Source organism: Kushneria sp. AK178 (genome assembly GCF_053903105.1).
On record NZ_CP096381.1, the window covers coordinates 972,801 to 989,244 of the forward strand.

Here is a 16,444-nt window from a genome sequence, read left to right on the forward strand (position 1 = left end):
CAACGACCCTTGTCATCATGAATCCGCAGAGCCGGACTTCCACGACCAGTCGCGCCAGCGCAGGTCGAAAAGATCCTTGCGTCGATCCTTCAGATTGGTCACCGAGCCCTCGCTTCGAACCACGCGCAGGCGCGTCAGATCGAGATCGGAGAACATGACCATCTCGGTGTTGGGCGTGGTCTCCGACATTACCGCATCGTGCGGGAAGGCAAAGTCCGACGGCGAGAAGACCGAGGACTGGGCGTACTGAATGTCCAGGTTTTCGATCGAGGGCACGTTGCCGACGCTGCCGCAGGCCACCACGTAGCACTCGTTTTCGATCGCGCGGGCCTGGCTGCAGTGGCGCACGCGCAGATAGCTGTTCTTGGTGTCGGTCCAGAACGGCACGAACAGAATATCCATTTCCTGCTCGGCCAGCAGGCGCGGCAGCTCGGGAAACTCGACGTCGTAACAGATCAGGATGCCGATGCGCCCGGCATCGGTTTCAAACACCTGAAGTTCGTCGCCGCCCTCGACCACCCAGTCGCGGCGCTCCTGCGGGGTGATGTGCAGCTTGGCCTGACGCTCGATATTACCGTCACGATGACAGAGATAGGAGACGTTATAGAGCTTGCCCTCGCTGTCTTCCTCCATCATCGAGCCGGCGATGATGTTGATGTTGTAGGAGACCGCCATGCGCGAGATTTCGGTCTTGAAGCGCTCGGTAAAGCCGGCCAGAAAGTGGATGGCGCCGATCTGGTCGGACTGGTCGGTCAGTCCCATCAGCGGGGTGTTGAAAAGCTCCGGAAAGACGGCAAAGTCGCTCTGGTAGTCGGCGATGGCGTCGACGTAGAACTCGACCTGCTGCAGCACCTGCTCGACCGAGGCGAACTCGCGCATCTGCCACTGCACGGCGCCGATGCGCACCTGGGTCTTGCGCGACTCCAGCACGCGCTCGACCGGCTCAAAAAGGATGTTGTTCCATTCGAGCAGCGTGGCGTAGCCCTGCGAGCGCTCATCCTCGGGCAGATACTTCTTCAAAAGCCGCTTGACCAGAAAGTCGTTGGCCAGCTGAAAGGAGAGGATCGGGTCGTAAATCTCCTTGCGCGAGACCTGTTCGATGTACTGGGCCGGGGTGAGCTCGGCGGCGTGTTCGAAGTAGTTGGGGATACGACCGCCGGCCAGGATGGCGCGCAGATTCATGGAGCGGCACAGGTCCTTGCGCGCTTCATACAGGCGTCGCCCCAGGCGATAGCCGCGGTAGGCCGGGTCGATCAGCACGTCCAGACCGTACAGGGCGTCGCCTTCGGCATTGTTGAGAATGATCTCGCGGTTGCCGATCAGGTCGTCGTACTTGTGCGGGTTGGAGAAGGTCTCGTAGTCGACCAGTACGGTCAGGGCGACACCGACAATCCGGTCCTCGTCCTCGATCACGATCTGGCCGTCGGGGAACTCCGCGATCAGACGATCAATGGTGTGCTTTTCCCAGGCCCCGCCGATGTCGTTATAGACAACATCCATCAGCACCTTGAGTTTGGCGTAATCCTCGACTTCAAGATTGCGCAGATTGAGGTGTAGATCTTCGATCGACATGGCGATCCTTGCTCCAGAAAACGTCGGTCACGGTAGCCGCCATTCTAGCATGGGGCGGCAGACGTATCTGAACGGGATGTGCGGGGCCCTGATGCACGGCTTGGGGCCGCTTCATGGCCGGCGTTTGTGATAGAGTGCGCGCGCCCTTTGGGACAAGGGGCATGAAACGCCTTCCGGTCCGCCGTGGTCGGACCCCAATTCACTGCCTGCGGTTGCTGCGTCAATGAATGCCATCGTCATCTCCATTCTTGTCATGGTGGGCTTAAGCCTTTCTCGCGTGCCGGTCGTGGCCGCCCTGATCGTGGCCGCGCTGTGCGGCGGTCTCTATAGCGGCCTGTCCATCCATGACGTGCTTGAGGCCTTCAATGACGGTATCGGTGACGGCGCCGGTATCGCGCTGTCCTATGCCGCGCTTGGCGCCTTTGCCGTGGCGCTGGCGCGCTCGGGGATCACCGAAGGCGTGGCACGGCGCTTTATCAGCGCCCTTGAAGGCGAGCGCACACGGCCGACAACGCTCAAGACGCTGTTGATCCTGGCCCTGCTGACGTCGGCCGTCTGCTCGCAGAATCTGGTGCCGGTGCACATTGCCTTTATTCCCATCGTGGTCATTCCGCTGCTGCCGGTGTTCAACCGTTTAAAGCTCGATCGCCGACTGGTGGCCTGCGTGATCACCTTCGGCATTACCGCGCCCTACATGCTGCTGCCGGTGGGCTTTGGCGCCATCTTTCTCAACGACATTCTGCTGGCCAATATCAATTCGGCCGGCGAGGCGGCCGGCCTCGAGATCACTGCCAGCCAGGTGCCGATGGCCATGGCGCTGCCCATTTCGGGCATGCTGGTGGGGCTTCTGGTGGCTGTCTTTTTCAGCTATCGCGGCCCGCGCGTCTATGAGGATCGCGCCGCGGCCCAGCAGGCAGATGCAGCGGCCCCCGCAAGCGGTACCGACCCGGAGGATCACCGCGCCCGGCTCAGGCCCTGGCAGTGGGGGGCGCTGGTGGTGTCGATTGCCGCCACGCTCACCGTACAGCTGTGGCTGGATTCCATGGTGCTGGGCGCGCTGGCAGGCTTTGTGGTGCTCTCGCTTGGCGGTGTGTTTCGCTGGCGCGAGCAGGATGGCGTCTTCACCGAGGGCATGCGCTTGATGGCGACCATCGGTTTTATCATGATCACGGCGGCCGGTTTTGCCAGCGTCATGCAGGCCACCGGCGAGATTGATGCGCTGGTACAGAGCGCGCACGCCTTCGGCAGCAGCCAGGCGCTGGCGGCGCTGATCATGCTGCTGGTGGGGCTTTTTATCACCATGGGCATCGGCTCGTCGTTTTCGACCATTCCGATCATCGCCTCGCTCTACGTACCGCTGGCGCTGAGTTTCGGCTTCTCGCCGCTGGCAACGGTGGCGCTGGTGGGCACGGCGGCGGCGCTGGGCGATGCCGGCTCGCCGGCCTCCGATTCAACCCTGGGGCCGACCTCGGGGCTGGCCGCTGACGGCCAGCATGATCATATCCGCGATTCGGTCGTGCCGACCTTTGTGCACTACAACCTGCCACTGCTGGCCTTTGGCTGGCTCGCGGCCATGATCCTCTGAGGTTACTCGACGCGTCCCGGCCTGCGCGGTGCGCCCCGGCTGCTATAGTGGGGGTACCGCGACAGCGCTGCTGTCGATCACGCAAGAAATGAGGAGGATGCATGGCACGCATCATGTACGATCTTTGCGGCGAAGATACGGCCCTGCGGTTTTCTCCGTTCTGCTGGCGCACGGCGCTGGCCATGCGCCACAAGGGGCTGACGCTGGAAACCCGCCCCTGGTATTTCACCGACAAGCAGGCCATCGCCTTTTCCGATCAGGAGAAGGTGCCGGTCATCGTCGATGAGGATGACGAGGTTGTCACCGACAGCTTCGACATCATGGTCTGGCTGGATGAGAAGTATCCGGGGCCGGCGCTGATGGGCGATGACATGGCCCGTTCGCGGGCGCGCTTTATCAAGCACTGGTCGGAGACGGTGCTGGCGCCGTCGCTGATGAAAATCGCCATTCTGGATGTGTTCTCGATCCTTGATCCGAAGGACCAGCCGTACTTCCGGGAAAGCCGTGAAGCGCGCTTTGGCATGACCCTGGAAGCATTCCAGGATACCGAGCAGGGTCTCGAGATGCTCGAGAAGGCATTGCCACCGCTGCGTGCCCAGCTCGATGGCAGCGACTTCATCGATGGCGATCATCCGGGAGCTGCCGACTATCTGGTGTTCGGGATGTTCATGCTGGCTTACGTGGTCCATGACGGGACACTGCTCAAGGCGGATGACCCGGTGGCGCAGTGGCATGAGAGAATGCTGGATCTCTTTGGTGGGCTGGCGCGTAATGCGACGCGCGTCGCGTCACGCTGATACCGGACGGTCAGAGCAGGACAGCCGAGGGGCCCCGAATCGGGGCCCTTTTTCATGGGTCATTGTCAGGCGTGGTCAGGGCGCGAAGCGCCCCCTGCAGCAGCGAGAGCTCCTTGCGACTCGGCGCGGCGCGCTGATAGAAGTTCTGCAGCCGCTCCAGTGTCCGGGCGTGGGGCTGGTTGAGAAAGCCGGTCTGTTCCAGCGCGGCAGCCAGTGACTGCTGAAAGTGCTGCATCTGCTCACGGGTGGGCGGCAGATCCTTTTCACGTTCGCCAGCGGCGGCTGCCATGGGGGCGGGGCTGTCCGCCCGACGATGGCGCCACGCCCGGTAAAGCTCATGAGCGCAGACCTGAACGGCCTGGGAGAGGTTGAGCACCGGATAGTCGGGGTTGGCGGGCAGGCTCAACTGATGGGTGCAGCAGGCGATCTCGTCGTTGGTCAATCCCGAGCGCTCGCGACCAAACACCAGCGCGACCGGCATCTCTTCGGCCAGTGCCATCAGCTCGCGGGCCATCTCGTCGCCCTCCTCGAACTGCGGCAGGGCCAGATTGCGCAGGCGGGCGGAGAGGCCCACCACGGCGCCGCAGTCGGCCACCGCCTCTTCAAGGCTTTCCACCACATGGGCCTCTTCCAGCAGGGTGTCGCCGCCGGCGGCCATTCGGGTGGCTTCCTCATCGGGGAACCGGCGCGGATTGACCAGCACCAGCTGTTCAAGTCCCATGGTTTTCATCGCGCGGGCGGCGGCACCGATATTGCCCGGATGCCAGGTCTGCACCAGTACGATACGGATGTTGTCGAGCGTCGAGGAGGGGGTCGTCATGAGGCGACTCCCGAGTCGGCAAACCGCTTCAGCGCGTCACCCTCGAGCCGGTAGGAGAGCCACTCCTTGCGAGGCTGGGCACCGATGGCGTCGTAAAAGTCGATCGCCGGCTGATTCCAGTCCAGTACCTGCCAGTCAAAGCGGGGGCAGTGATTGTCCACGGCAATTCGGGCCAGCGCCTGCATGAGCGCTACCCCCGCGCCCTGACCGCGTGCGTGTTGGGTGACGAAGACATCCTCGACGTAGAGCCCGCGGTGGCCCAGCCAGGTCGAATAGTTGAAGAAATAGACGGCAAGGCCGATCGGCTGATCGTCCTTCAGGGCCAGCAGGGCGTGGGCATGGGGGCTGTCGCCGAAAAGCGTTGAGCGGATCATCGCTTCACTGGCCTTCATCTCGTGCTCGGCACGCTCATAGATGGCAAGTTCGGTAATGAAGCGCACGATGGTGGCAGCGTCATCGGGGACGGCGTCACGAATGGAAAGCGTCATGATAGCGGGCACATACGAAGGTCATGAGTGAAGGCCCCCAGCATACCATGGATATGAAAAGGCCCCGCTTGATGCGGGGCCCTGAAGTGACCTCGAGAGGTCGGGTAGCGGGGGGATGATTACATCATGCCGCCCATGCCACCCATACCGCCCATGTCACCGCCGCCACCGGAATTGTCCTTCTCTTCCGGATCTTCAGCGACCATGGCTTCGGTAGTGATGATCAGACCACCGACGGAGCCGGCCGACTGCAGCGCCGAGCGCGAGACCTTGGCCGGGTCGAGAACACCCATTTCAAACAGGTCGCCATACTCGCCGGTCTGGGCGTTGTAGCCGAAGTTGCCTTCGCCGTCACGAACGCGGTTGAGGATCACGGAAGCCTCTTCACCGGCGTTGGTGACGATCTGGCGCAGCGGCGCTTCCAGTGCGCGGATGGTCAGCTGGATGCCGTGCGTCTGGTCTTCGTTCTCGCCCTTCATGTCACGCAGGCGCGCCGAGGCACGTACCAGTGCGGTACCACCGCCGGGCACCACGCCTTCTTCGACAGCGGCACGAGTCGAGTGCAGCGCGTCTTCCACGCGTGCCTTCTTCTCCTTCATTTCCACTTCGGTGGCAGCACCGACGCGGATGACGGCGACACCGCCGGCCAGCTTGGCAACACGCTCCTGGAGCTTCTCGCGATCGTAATCGGAGGAGGTGTCTTCAATCTGGGTGCGGATCTGGCTGACGCGCGACTCGATGTCGGATTCCACACCGTTGCCGTCGATGACGGTGGTGTTTTCCTTGGACATGGTGACACGACGTGCGCTGCCCAGATGGTCCAGCGTGGTCTGCTCGAGCGTCAGGCCGACTTCCTCGGAGATGACGGTGCCGCCGGTCAGGATGGCGATGTCCTGCAGCATGGCCTTGCGACGATCACCGAAGCCGGGCGCCTTGGCAGCCGCAACCTTGACGATACCGCGCATGTTGTTGACGACCAGGGTCGCCAGCGCTTCGCCTTCAATGTCTTCAGCGATGATCACCAGCGGCTTGCCGGCCTTGGCCACGCTTTCCAGCGTCGGCAGCAGCTCGCGAATGTTGGAGATCTTCTTGTCGACCAGCAGGATGTAGGGGTCTTCCAGCTCGACCGACATGGTTTCGTTGTTGGTCACGAAGTAGGGCGACAGGTAGCCGCGATCAAACTGCATGCCCTCGACGACTTCAAGCTCGTCTTCGAAACCGCGACCTTCATCAACGGTGATGACGCCTTCCTTGCCGACCTTGGCCATCGCATCGGCGATGATCTGGCCGATGGTGTTGTCGCCGTTGGCCGAGATGGTGCCGACCTGGGCGATGGCGCGGGAATCGGTGCACGGCACGGCCATGCTGCGAATCTCTTCAACGGCCTTGGCAATGGCCATGTCGATGCCGCGCTTGAGGTCCATCGGGTTCATGCCGGCGGTAACGCCCTTGAGACCCTCGTTGACGATGGACTGGGCCAGAACGGTGGCCGTGGTGGTGCCGTCACCGGCCACGTCGGAAGTCTTGGAAGCGACTTCCTTGACCATCTGCGCGCCCATGTTCTCGAACTTGTCCTTCAGCTCGATTTCCTTGGCAACGGAGACGCCGTCCTTGGTGACGGTCGGTGCGCCGAAGGATTTTTCCAGAACGACGTTGCGGCCCTTCGGACCCAGCGTGGTCTTGACGGTGTCGGCAAGAACGTTGACACCGCGCGCCATGCGCTTGCGAGCATCATCGGAGAACTTGATCTGCTTGGCGGACATTACGGTAATTCCTCGATTCTATGTTCGTGTAAAAATGACGTAGACGTAAAAGAGGTATCAGCCTTCGAGCACGCCGAGAATGTCGGACTCGCTCATGATCAGAACTTCTTCACCGTTGATCTTTTCCTTCTCAACGCCAAAGCCATCCTTGAAGATCACCTTGTCCCCGACCTGAACGTCGAGCGGACGTGTTTCACCGCTATCAAGGATACGGCCCTTGCCAACTGCGAGGATTTCACCGCGGGTCGGCTTTTCCTGCGCGTTACCGGGCAGAACGATGCCACCGGAGGTCTTTTGTTCTTCTTCCACGCGACGAACGACAACGCGATCGTGCAAAGGACGGATGTTCATTTCTCACGTTCTCCCTGATTGGTTACATGAACTGCACGGGGGCGATCAGACTGCGGCGCTTACGCCCCCCGGGTACCGGCATGACCGGAGTATTTGGGTCGATATCACGACGTGCCAGATTAATGAGGTCGCATTGAAGTGTTTCAAGGGGGGCGCGCAATTTTTTTACTCGCGCCGATCCCTGTCGTCATCGACGATTTCACCTTCTATCACGCGGGTTTGGGAGGCGTGATCGTCGGAGGTGTCGCGCTGTGTCTGGGTATAGGTGTCACCGCTGTTATCGTGGTTGGGGTGGTAGCGATGCACGTTGATGTTGCTGCGCATGAAACGGCCCAGCAGGGCGCTGCGGGAGAAGGGCATCAAACAGAACATCGCGATGACATCGGTCAGGATGCCGGGCATGATCAGCAGGACACCTGCCATGATCATGGCCGCGCCGCGCTTGAGTTCGAGGCTTGCCACGCCGCCGGTGGCCATCTTCTGCTGGGCCTGGCGAAACGAGTCGAGGCCCTCGCGGCGTATCAGGTGCATGCCGAGCGCTGCGGCCAGCACGATGACCAGCAGTACCCAGGCGCCGATCAGCCTGCCCAGCACGAAAATCGAGATCAGATCCAGCAGTAAGAAAAAGCCGATGGGAAGGAGCAGGGGCATGATGTCGTCGCACTCTCGTCGTCGTTGTGTTCACGGGGAGGCCGTCGTCACCCTGTGCCCTCGTCAGGGCCGGTAATGACGTCAGCAGTCGATAGCACAGGATACTGGCATGTCAGGTGCGAGAGGTATATGCCCGGATGGTGACAGGGCGCAAAAGTCGGGCAGGCAGGATGGGGGAGCAGGGCGACCGCCATGCGGCTGTCGCCCATTGATCGATCAGAGTTCGACGCGGTCGCGCAGCTGTTCGACGGTGGCGCTGCCGATACCGCTGACGCGGCTCAGGTCATCGACGCTTTCATAGGCGCCGTGCGCTTCCCGGTCAGCAATGATGGCCTCCGCCTTCTTGTCGCCGATGCCCGACAGGGCGGTCAGCTCGGCGGCCGTGGCGGTGTTGATGTTGACGTCCTGCGGCTCGGCCATCAGCGGGGCGGACAGGGACAGCGCAGCGGTGGTCAGAAGCATTGCGATCAGTTTGCGGGACATGCCGGTTTCTCCATTTTGCAAGGTTGCCTTAAGGGTATCGGCGGCAATCAATACTGATTTAGAAAGTTTTTATATATTGAGAGGGGTCTCCGTGATGGACGGCTGCTATCCCGCTGACAGGGCACAACCCTTATACTGGCGCCTCGAACTACAGGAGCCTGCATGTCTTCCCCTCTGATTATCGCCCTTGATCATGCCAGCCTGGAGGCGGTGCTGCCGCTGATCGATCGGCTGGACCCGCAACGCTGCCGTCTCAAGGTGGGCAAGGAGCTGTTTGTCCGCAGCGGCCCACAGACCCTGAAGACGCTGCATCAGCGCGGCTTCGAGGTCTTTCTGGATCTCAAGTTTCACGATATTCCCAATACGGTGGCCGCCGCCGTGCATGCTGCCGCCGATCACGGTGTCTGGATGGTCAACGTTCATGCCTCGGGCGGGCGGGCGATGATGCAGGCCGCGCGTGAAGTGCTCGATCGACACACGCTGCCTACGCATTTGATCGCCGTGACGGTACTCACCAGCATGGATAATGAGACACTTGGCGAAACTGGCGTGGCCCGCACCGCAGGTGAGCAGGCGCTGCATCTGGCCGGGCTGGCGCGGCAGAGCGGCATGGCGGGCGTGGTCTGTTCGGCTCATGAAGCGGGGGACGTGGCCGCGCAGTGTGGCGAGGACTTCCTGCGCGTCACGCCGGGCATCCGGCCGGCGTTTGCCCGGCGTGACGATCAGAGTCGCGTGATGACGCCGTTTGAGGCCATGCAGGCCGGCAGTACCCATCTGGTGATCGGTCGGCCGGTGACGCGGGCCGACGATCCGATGGCCGCACTTGCCGCCATCGAGCAGGAACTTGCGTCATGACGCAGGGCGGTCACGGCGGCGCTATTCGCCTTCCAGCCCCGTGATCGGCTTGATGGTGCCCCACTGGCGACAGCTGGGGCAGTGCCAGTAAAGCTGTTCGCCCTGGAAGCCGCAGCTCTTGCAGCGATAGCGCGCCCGCTGGGCCATGAGCTGTTCGGTGTGGCGCTTGAGCAGTCGCAGATGCTCGAGCTCATGCTCCGGAACCTCCTTGAGATAAAGGTCCATCAGATAGTCAAGGCCGCGCAGGCTCGGGTTGTGTTGAAGCTGCTCACTGACCAGCCGGGTGGCGCGCTCGATGCCGTCACGCAGGCGCAGCCGCTCGGCCAGCAGCAGGACAAAGGAGACGTAGGGCGCCCTGTCGAGCTGATCAAACAAGAATTCGATCAGCCCCTCTTCATCGTCGAGCAGGTCAAAGGCGCGCTGGATGGGGGCCAGGGTGATGGGCACCATATCGCTGTCCTGATCGCGAATGCGGCACAGGGCACGGATTTCGTTGCGGTAGTTGCCGGCACGATGCTCGATGTCGGCGTGAACCCAGTTGGCTCGAACGCAGGCGGCATCGATGGCGAGCGCCTGTTTGAGGTGCTTGCGGGCCGGGCCGGGGCTGCCTTCCTCGACGGCCTGTTCAGCCAGTTCACAGTGCCAGTGGGCCGCAGCGCGCCTGAGCGGTTCATCCTGACGGATCAGCTGGGGCTGGGCCACCTCCAGCGCCGCCTGCCACTCCTTCTCCCGCTCGTAGAGATCCACCATCAGCCGCTTGGCGGCCGTGGCCGTCTCTTCGTTGTCACACTGGCGCACCAGTCCGGCCAGCAGGCGTTCGGCACGATCAAGCACGCCAAGGCGCATGAAATCGCGTGCCAGCTCGAGCTGCACCTGTTCACTCTGTTCGGTGGTCAGGACGGGGCGGGCCAGCAGGTTCTGGTGGATCCTGACGGCGCGGTCGGTTTCGCCGCGCATGCGAAAAAGATTGCCCAGCGCAATGTGGGTATCGATGGTATCGCCGTTGACCTCCAGCGCCTGAACGAAGGTCTCGATGGCGCGGTCGGGCTGCTCGTTGAGCAGAAAGTTCAGCCCGACAAAGTAGTCGCGGGACAGATGCTGGCCGGACAGCGCCCGATGGCGATAGCGATAGTGCTTTCGCTCCATGCGGCCCAGCCACCAGCCGATGCCGATTGCCGCAACGAGAACAAGGAGCAGCACGGGATCCAGCATTCAGGGGGCTTCCTTGAACTCCTGAACGCGCAGGCGATCAAGTTCCTTGCGCTGTTGCTGGTTGTCGTGACGCGCACGCATGAGCGTGGTGCGAAGGCGCAGGTAGAGTCCGGACATGGCCACCATGCCCAGCAGGACGCCGGCGACCAGTGCCGACAGCAGCCACAGCGACAGTGAGGCAGGCGGCAATTCCGCCCAGATAACGTCCAGCGGTATGGTCTGCTGATTGCGTACGGCAAACAGCATGCCCAGCAGCAAAACGATCAGTGTAATAACAGCAAGAACCACGCCCTTGAGCCAGCGCATAGCAGATCCCTGATTTTCCCTGTCCAATTGAAGGCAGTGTAACACCGGCAGTGGCGCGCAGCGATGTTTACGGCGCGCGGCCAATGGCGTTACAGGGCGGATGTCTTGACGAACGAGGCGCGATGCGGGAGGTATTCAAAGCCCCTGTTCACGGCTGGCATTGACCTGCTCGCGCAGCTCCTTGCCCGGCTTGAAATGCGGGACGTGCTTGCCGCTGAGGCTGACGGGGTCGCCGGTCTTGGGGTTGCGTCCGGTGCGCGGCTCGCGATAGTGCAGGGAGAAGCTGCCAAAGCCGCGGATTTCGACACGACCGCCACCGGCCAGCGTTTCGGTGATATCGTCAAGGATGAGGCGTACGGCTGACTCCACCTCCTTGACGGAGAGCTCTGACTGTTGCGCGGCAATCTGTTCGATCAACTCGGACTTCGTCATCGGGGTTCTCCATCCGTTGCGTCGGGCGCCTTCAGGGTTTTTGTTTGTTTTCAGCATAGCCGCTAATGTGAGATAAAACAACGCACTACATGTCGGTCGAAATTCATGTCGGGGCCGCCTGAAAGGGGCCGGACAATCCCGGGCGCGGCGCTTTAAAAGCGTATAGTGACGCAGGCGCCACTGCCCTTTGACAGGAGAATAATGTGAGTGAATCAAAAGCCTTTGATGCCACGGCGCGCAAGCGCCTCTACTGGCACTCCCGTCGTGGCATGTGGGAGCTGGATCTGATGCTGGTGCCCTTTTTCGAGAACTGCTTCGACGCGCTCACCGCGGAGGACCAGACTGCCTATCAGACGCTCATCGGCCGGGAGGATCAGGATCTTTTTCTGTGGCTGATGCGTCGGCAGATGCCCGACGACCCGTCGCTGGTTCCCATCATCACGCAGATCGTGGATTATGCCGAAAGCACCCGTACAGGCGACGTTCGTCCGCTCTAGAGTGGCGTTCGGTCTTTACCTTCTGATCGCGGGCAGTATCGCCCTGGCCTGCGCGCTCTGGCTCTCGCTGCTCTGGGCGGCAGCGGTACTTGTCGTGCTGGGCGCGCTGGGGTGGCAGCAGGCGGGGCGGGTGCCACCCCCGCTGCGCACCACCGGCAGTGGCCGGTGGGAGCAGTATCGCCACGGCCGCTGGCAGGAGGTGACGGTCAGATCGCCCCGGGTCGGGCCGCTGCTGTGTGAGGTGCGGCTCGATCACCACCGCTACGCGCTCTGGTACGACATGCTGCCGCCCGAACACTTTCGCCATCTGCGCCGGGTGCTACTGGCCGGTGCCTCGACCAATGATCCTGCCCGCGAGCCTTCTCAGGGCTGAGCGCTGTCGGGGCGCTCGTCGCTCAGGCGCCGGCCGCCCACCAGATGATGCCGGCTGGCGCGCTTTCTCAGCCTGGAGCTGGGCAGGCGCTGAATATTGCCCAGATAGCCCACCAGGGCGCGGGCCTGGCGGGCCAGCTCGCGGTTGAGCCACAGATAGCCACTCGGGCTGAACAGGGCGCGCCCCGAGGCGGAGCGTCCGGAAAAGGCGCGGTTGACGTAGCGCTGCAGATCAAGTGCTGCAATGTCGAGATCAATCTCCTGGCCGGTGCGCACCTGATGCGCCAGCATCGACAGATCGCGCGCCAGCTGCTGCTGCTCGTTGCGCAGCCCTTCAAGGCTTTCGATGATGTCGTGGCCGTTGCGGGTGTCCCAGTGGGTCTCCAGCAGCAGCTCGACGGTCGAGATCATGCGTCGCTCCAGCGACAGCAGGCTGTTGAGCTCGCCGCGGCGCAGTCTGCCTTCCTTGTGGACGGCATCCACCAGCGCGCGCTGCTTGATCAGCTGCGAGGTGGTCTTTTTCATCTCCTCGAGCGTCTGGTCATGATCGGCTTCGGTGGCCACGGTGTGGGCGTAATAGAGACTCGCCAGACGGTCGAGATTGTCGGCCAGCATGAAGCGGAACAGGTCCGTGGCCTTCTGGGGCAACACGACGATCGTGATGGCAATGCCGATGCTGGTGCCCAGCAGCACGTCGAAGGCGCGCCACAGCGCGATGGTCAGATCCTGATTGCCATCGCCGGTCACCATCAGGATCGTGATGCCGAACATCAAAACGCTATAGCCGTAGCGCGAGGTAAAGGTAGCGTGCAGCGCCACCGCGATGGCGACCAGCGTCAGCACCTGCACGGTGCCCGACGGCGCCGGAATCAGCAGCAGCACGATCCCCAGCGCGCCGCCCAGCGCGGTACCGATCAGGCGCTGGCCGCCCTTGTCGAGCACGCCGCCGACATGGGGCAGGTTGCCCATCACCATCAGCGTGCTGACCGGGGCCCAGATGCTGTGGGGAATGTTGAACAGTGAAATGATGCAAAAGGTGATGCCGAGCGCGATGGTGGCCCGCAGCGTGTAGAGATAGTGACGGTAACGATAGTTGAAATAGGGGTCGCGAAAGCGTATGCGTGCCATGGGGCGCCGGAATGGGAGAATGAGTGTCCCTATCTTATCGTCGAAGAATCCGGAAACTCGAGGAATAATCCTCTTTTACGAACCGCCGGGACGGTGTGGCACCGCCCCGTCCGGTGTCAGGCCGCCCCGCTTGTGCGCGGGTGCATGATCTCCTCGGCGAAATGGCAGGCCACCCGGGCCCCCTCGACCTCGCGAAGCTCGGGGCGTTTGTCGGCACACTCGGGCCGGGCGTGCGGGCAGCGGCGATGAAAGGCGCAGCCCGATGGCGGTGACAGGGGCGAGGGCAGCTCGCCGCTGAGCGCAATCCGGTCGCGGCGCTCGTCCGGGTTGATTGACGGCGTGGCCGACAGCAGCGCCTGCGTATAGGGATGGCGCGGCGCCTCGAACAGGGCCTCGCGCGAGCCGACCTCCACCGGGCGGCCCAGATACATGACCATGACGTTGTCGGCCACGTGTCGCACCACGCTCAGGTCATGCGAGATGAACAGATACGCCAGGCCAAACTCTTCCTGCAGGTCATTGAGCAGATTGAGTACCTGGGCCTGCACCGAGACATCCAGCGCCGAGACCGGCTCGTCCAGCACCAGCACCCGGGGGCGCAGCATCAGGGCGCGGGCCACGGCGATGCGCTGGCGCTGGCCGCCGGAGAACATGTGCGGATAGCGGTCGTAGTGCTCCGGGCGCAGCCCGACACGGGCGAGCATGTCGCGCGCCATGTGTCGGCGCTCATCGGCCGGGGTCGAGGTGTTGATGACCAGCGGCTCTTCCAGGATGGTGCCGATCCGCTTGCGCGGATTGAGCGAGCCGTAGGGATTCTGGAACACCATCTGCACGTCGCGACGCAACGCGGCCAGCGTCTGCCGGTCGGGGCTTGCGGCATCGCGCCCGCCGACCAGCAGCTCGCCCGAGCTCGGCGGCTCCACCAGGGTCAGCATGCGGGCAAGTGTGGACTTGCCGCAGCCGGATTCGCCGACCACGGCCAGCGTCTCCCCGGCATTCAGGGTAAAGCTGACGCCGCGCACGGCGTGCAGCTCGGCGCGGCGCAGGAATCCCTGGCGCACCTGATAGGTCTGGACGAGATCGCGGGCCTGCATCAGCGGTTCATCAAAAAGGTCGGGGCTGCTCATGGGGCCATCTCCAGATCCTCTTCATTGAGCGGGTGGTAGCAGCGCACGTGGCGGGTGCCGAGTCCGGTTTCGGCATACCGCGTTTCCAGCGACGGGCGGCTGGCGCGGCAATCCTTTTGGGCATGGGCGCAGCGCGGATGAAAGAGACAGCCCTGCGGGCGGTCACCGATGCCCGGCACCACGCCGGGAATGGTCGGCAGACGCGCCGTGCCCGGGTGGCGCTCCGGCAGGGCGTTGAGCAGGGCGCCGGTATAGGGATGGGCAGGGTCGCGAAAGACATCGTTGCTGGCGCCGGTTTCCATCAGCTGGCCGGCGTACATGACGGCCACGCGTCGGGCGGCGCCGGCCACCACGCCCATGTCATGGGTGATCAGGATCATCCCCATGCCGCGCTCCTCCTGCAGCCGCAGCAGCAGATCCAGAATCTGTGCCTGGATGGTCACATCCAGCGCCGTGGTTGGCTCATCGGCGATCAGAAGCCGCGGGTTGCAGGCGATCGCCATGGCGATCATCACGCGCTGGTTCATGCCGCCCGACAGCTGGTGGGGATAGTCATTCAGGCGCTTGCCGGGGGCCGGGATACCGACCTGGTCGAGCAGCTCGATGGCACGCTCGCGCCGCTGGCGGCGGCTGCCGCCTTCATGGGCCCTGATGGCTTCCAGCAGCTGAAAGCCGATGGTAAAGCTCGGATTGAGGCTGGTGCTCGGCTCCTGAAAGATCATGGCGATGTCGTTGCCGGTCAGGCGTCGCCGGGCGCGGTCGCTCAGGGTCTGCATGTCCTGGCCGGCAAAGTGAAAGCGACTGGCTTCGACCCGGGCGTTGAAGGGCAGAAGGCCCATCATGGCCAGCATGGTCACGCTCTTGCCGGAGCCGGATTCGCCGACGATACCCAGCACTTCGCCCTCTTCCAGCGTCAGGCTCAGATCCGATACCGCGGGGAAGGTCCCCTCATCCGTGTCGAAGGACACGCTGAGCTGTTCAATGTCCAGAAGCGCCATGGCGCTCTCCTGTTGTGAAATGGTCGACGCTTGTCGTTGTTGTCGTGTCTGTGCCGCGTTTGAGCCCGTCAGCGCTTGAGGCGCGGGTCGAGGGCATCGCGCAGGCCATCGCCCATGATGTTGAAGGCCAGCACCGTGATCAGAACCGCCAGCCCCGGGAAGGTCACCACCCACCAGGCCTGCAGGACATACTGACGCGCATCGGCCAGCATGCTGCCCCACTCAGGCGTTGGCGGCTGGGCGCCCAGCCCCAGAAAGCCCAGCGCGGCGGCATCAAGCACGGCGTTGGAGAAGCTCAGCGTGGCCTGCACGATCAGCGGCGCCAGGCAGTTGGGCAAAATGGTAATGAACATCAGCCGGAACATGCCGGCGCCGGCCAGCCGTGAGGCCATGACGTATTCACGCTCGCGCTCGGTAATCACCGAGCTGCGGGTCAGGCGCACGTAGTGGGGCAGATAGACCACTGCGATCGCCAGCATGGCGTTGAACAGTCCCGGGCCGAGAACCGCCACCACGACCACGGCCAGCAACAGGCTCGGGATCGACAGCATGATGTCCATCAATCGCATGATGACGGTATCGATCCAGCCGCGCAGAAAGCCGGCCAGCAGGCCCAGCAGTACGCCGAGGCCCAGCGACAGCGATACCACGATGACGCCGATGGTCATGGAAAGCCTGGCGCCGTGGATCAGACGGCTGAGAATGTCGCGGCCCAGGTCGTCGGTGCCGAGAATGAAGCGCCACGTGCCGCCGTCCTGCCAGAAGGGCGGGGTGAGCACGCTGTCGCGAAACTGCGCGACCGGCGAATAGGGCGCGACCACGTCGGCCAGGCAGGCCATCACGATGATCAGCGCGATCACGATCATGCCGGCCAGGGCGGCGCGATTGCGGCGAAAGCTGCGCCAGACGTCGCGCAGCGGCGAGGGGCGCTGTGGCGTGTCCTCGATCGGAGTGTTGTCGTCGAGTTCCGGTGTGGCGGCCGGCGGCTGAGGCGTAACCTGTGTCAT

19 protein-coding genes are annotated in these 16,444 nt (G+C 63.2%); 5 read left to right on the forward strand and 14 right to left on the reverse strand.

The window, feature by feature from the left end; genetic code table 11:
* Positions 1–15: 15 nt before the first annotated feature.
* Entirely contained in the window at positions 16–1,572 is a 1,557-nt protein-coding gene (locus M1D97_RS04320; RefSeq protein WP_456269516.1) for a GNAT family N-acetyltransferase, read from the reverse strand.
* 223 nt (positions 1,573–1,795) lie between these two features.
* On the opposite strand from M1D97_RS04320, the gene M1D97_RS04325 reads away from it, so the two are divergent.
* On the forward strand, positions 1,796–3,157 hold the full coding sequence (locus tag M1D97_RS04325) for a Na+/H+ antiporter family protein (RefSeq protein WP_456269517.1): 1,362 nt from the start codon (positions 1,796–1,798) through the stop codon (positions 3,155–3,157).
* 101 nt (positions 3,158–3,258) lie between these two features.
* Positions 3,259–3,954: a glutathione S-transferase N-terminal domain-containing protein gene (locus M1D97_RS04330; RefSeq protein WP_456269518.1), complete on the forward strand. Its 696-nt coding sequence runs from the start codon at positions 3,259–3,261 to the stop codon at positions 3,952–3,954.
* A gap of 52 nt (positions 3,955–4,006) precedes the next feature.
* On the opposite strand, the gene M1D97_RS04335 is transcribed toward M1D97_RS04330, so the two are convergent.
* The 6 genes from M1D97_RS04335 to M1D97_RS04360 form a co-directional block, all read right to left on the reverse strand.
* Positions 4,007–4,774 (reverse strand): RNA methyltransferase, encoded by a 768-nt coding sequence (locus M1D97_RS04335; RefSeq protein WP_456269519.1) that lies wholly within the window; start codon positions 4,772–4,774, stop codon positions 4,007–4,009.
* On the reverse strand, positions 4,771–5,262 hold the full coding sequence (locus M1D97_RS04340) for an N-acetyltransferase family protein (RefSeq protein WP_456269520.1): 492 nt from the start codon (positions 5,260–5,262) through the stop codon (positions 4,771–4,773). Before M1D97_RS04340 ends, M1D97_RS04335 begins: the two co-directional genes overlap by 4 nt.
* A gap of 119 nt (positions 5,263–5,381) precedes the next feature.
* Positions 5,382–7,025, reverse strand: coding sequence for a chaperonin GroEL (gene groL, locus M1D97_RS04345; protein ID WP_456269521.1), 1,644 nt, complete (start codon positions 7,023–7,025; stop codon positions 5,382–5,384).
* A gap of 57 nt (positions 7,026–7,082) precedes the next feature.
* Entirely contained in the window at positions 7,083–7,376 is a 294-nt protein-coding gene (locus M1D97_RS04350; RefSeq protein WP_115852453.1) for a co-chaperone GroES, read from the reverse strand.
* Positions 7,377–7,541: 165 nt separating this feature from the next.
* Positions 7,542–8,027, reverse strand: coding sequence for an FxsA family protein (locus M1D97_RS04355; RefSeq protein WP_456269522.1), 486 nt, complete (start codon positions 8,025–8,027; stop codon positions 7,542–7,544).
* A 216-nt stretch (positions 8,028–8,243) separates the two neighbouring features.
* Positions 8,244–8,510, reverse strand: a complete 267-nt coding sequence (locus tag M1D97_RS04360; RefSeq protein ID WP_456269523.1) for a ComEA family DNA-binding protein — start codon at positions 8,508–8,510, stop codon at positions 8,244–8,246.
* A 162-nt stretch (positions 8,511–8,672) separates the two neighbouring features.
* Here M1D97_RS04360 and pyrF point away from each other — a divergent pair, with 162 nt between their 5' ends.
* The gene (gene pyrF / locus M1D97_RS04365) at positions 8,673–9,365 is read left to right on the forward strand and encodes an orotidine-5'-phosphate decarboxylase (RefSeq protein WP_456269524.1); all 693 of its coding nucleotides are present in this window, start codon (positions 8,673–8,675) and stop codon (positions 9,363–9,365) included.
* Between the two features lie 21 nt (positions 9,366–9,386).
* Here pyrF and lapB read toward each other — a convergent pair whose 3' ends face one another.
* From lapB to ihfB, 3 genes are all read right to left on the reverse strand, one after another.
* Positions 9,387–10,577, reverse strand: a complete 1,191-nt coding sequence (lapB, locus tag M1D97_RS04370) for a lipopolysaccharide assembly protein LapB (protein WP_456269525.1) — start codon at positions 10,575–10,577, stop codon at positions 9,387–9,389.
* Positions 10,578–10,883, reverse strand: a complete 306-nt coding sequence (locus tag M1D97_RS04375) for a lipopolysaccharide assembly protein LapA domain-containing protein (RefSeq protein WP_456269526.1) — start codon at positions 10,881–10,883, stop codon at positions 10,578–10,580. It lies immediately after the preceding gene.
* A 135-nt stretch (positions 10,884–11,018) separates the two neighbouring features.
* Complete coding sequence (gene ihfB / locus M1D97_RS04380) at positions 11,019–11,315, reverse strand: integration host factor subunit beta (RefSeq protein WP_456269527.1); 297 nt, start codon at positions 11,313–11,315, stop codon at positions 11,019–11,021.
* A gap of 203 nt (positions 11,316–11,518) precedes the next feature.
* Between ihfB and M1D97_RS04385 the strand changes: the two genes are divergently transcribed.
* Positions 11,519–11,812, forward strand: coding sequence for an FAD assembly factor SdhE (locus M1D97_RS04385; protein ID WP_456269528.1), 294 nt, complete (start codon positions 11,519–11,521; stop codon positions 11,810–11,812).
* On the forward strand, positions 11,772–12,185 hold the full coding sequence (locus tag M1D97_RS04390) for a protein YgfX (RefSeq protein ID WP_456269529.1): 414 nt from the start codon (positions 11,772–11,774) through the stop codon (positions 12,183–12,185). The genes M1D97_RS04385 and M1D97_RS04390 overlap by 41 nt, the downstream gene beginning before the upstream one ends.
* On the opposite strand, the gene M1D97_RS04395 is transcribed toward M1D97_RS04390, so the two are convergent.
* The 4 genes from M1D97_RS04395 to M1D97_RS04410 all read right to left on the reverse strand — a co-directional run bounded on the left by M1D97_RS04395 (position 12,176) and on the right by M1D97_RS04410 (position 16,444).
* Positions 12,176–13,312, reverse strand: coding sequence for an FUSC family protein (locus M1D97_RS04395; RefSeq protein WP_456269530.1), 1,137 nt, complete (start codon positions 13,310–13,312; stop codon positions 12,176–12,178). The genes M1D97_RS04390 and M1D97_RS04395 overlap by 10 nt on opposite strands.
* Before the next feature lie 116 nt (positions 13,313–13,428).
* Positions 13,429–14,439 carry a dipeptide ABC transporter ATP-binding protein gene (locus tag M1D97_RS04400; RefSeq protein ID WP_456269531.1) on the reverse strand — a complete coding sequence of 337 codons (1,011 nt, stop codon included), beginning with the start codon at positions 14,437–14,439 and terminating at the stop codon, positions 13,429–13,431.
* Positions 14,436–15,437: an ABC transporter ATP-binding protein gene (locus M1D97_RS04405; RefSeq protein ID WP_456269532.1), complete on the reverse strand. Its 1,002-nt coding sequence runs from the start codon at positions 15,435–15,437 to the stop codon at positions 14,436–14,438. The genes M1D97_RS04400 and M1D97_RS04405 overlap by 4 nt, the downstream gene beginning before the upstream one ends.
* Positions 15,438–15,505: 68 nt before the next feature.
* Positions 15,506–16,444, reverse strand: a complete 939-nt coding sequence (locus tag M1D97_RS04410) for an ABC transporter permease subunit (RefSeq protein ID WP_456269533.1) — start codon at positions 16,442–16,444, stop codon at positions 15,506–15,508.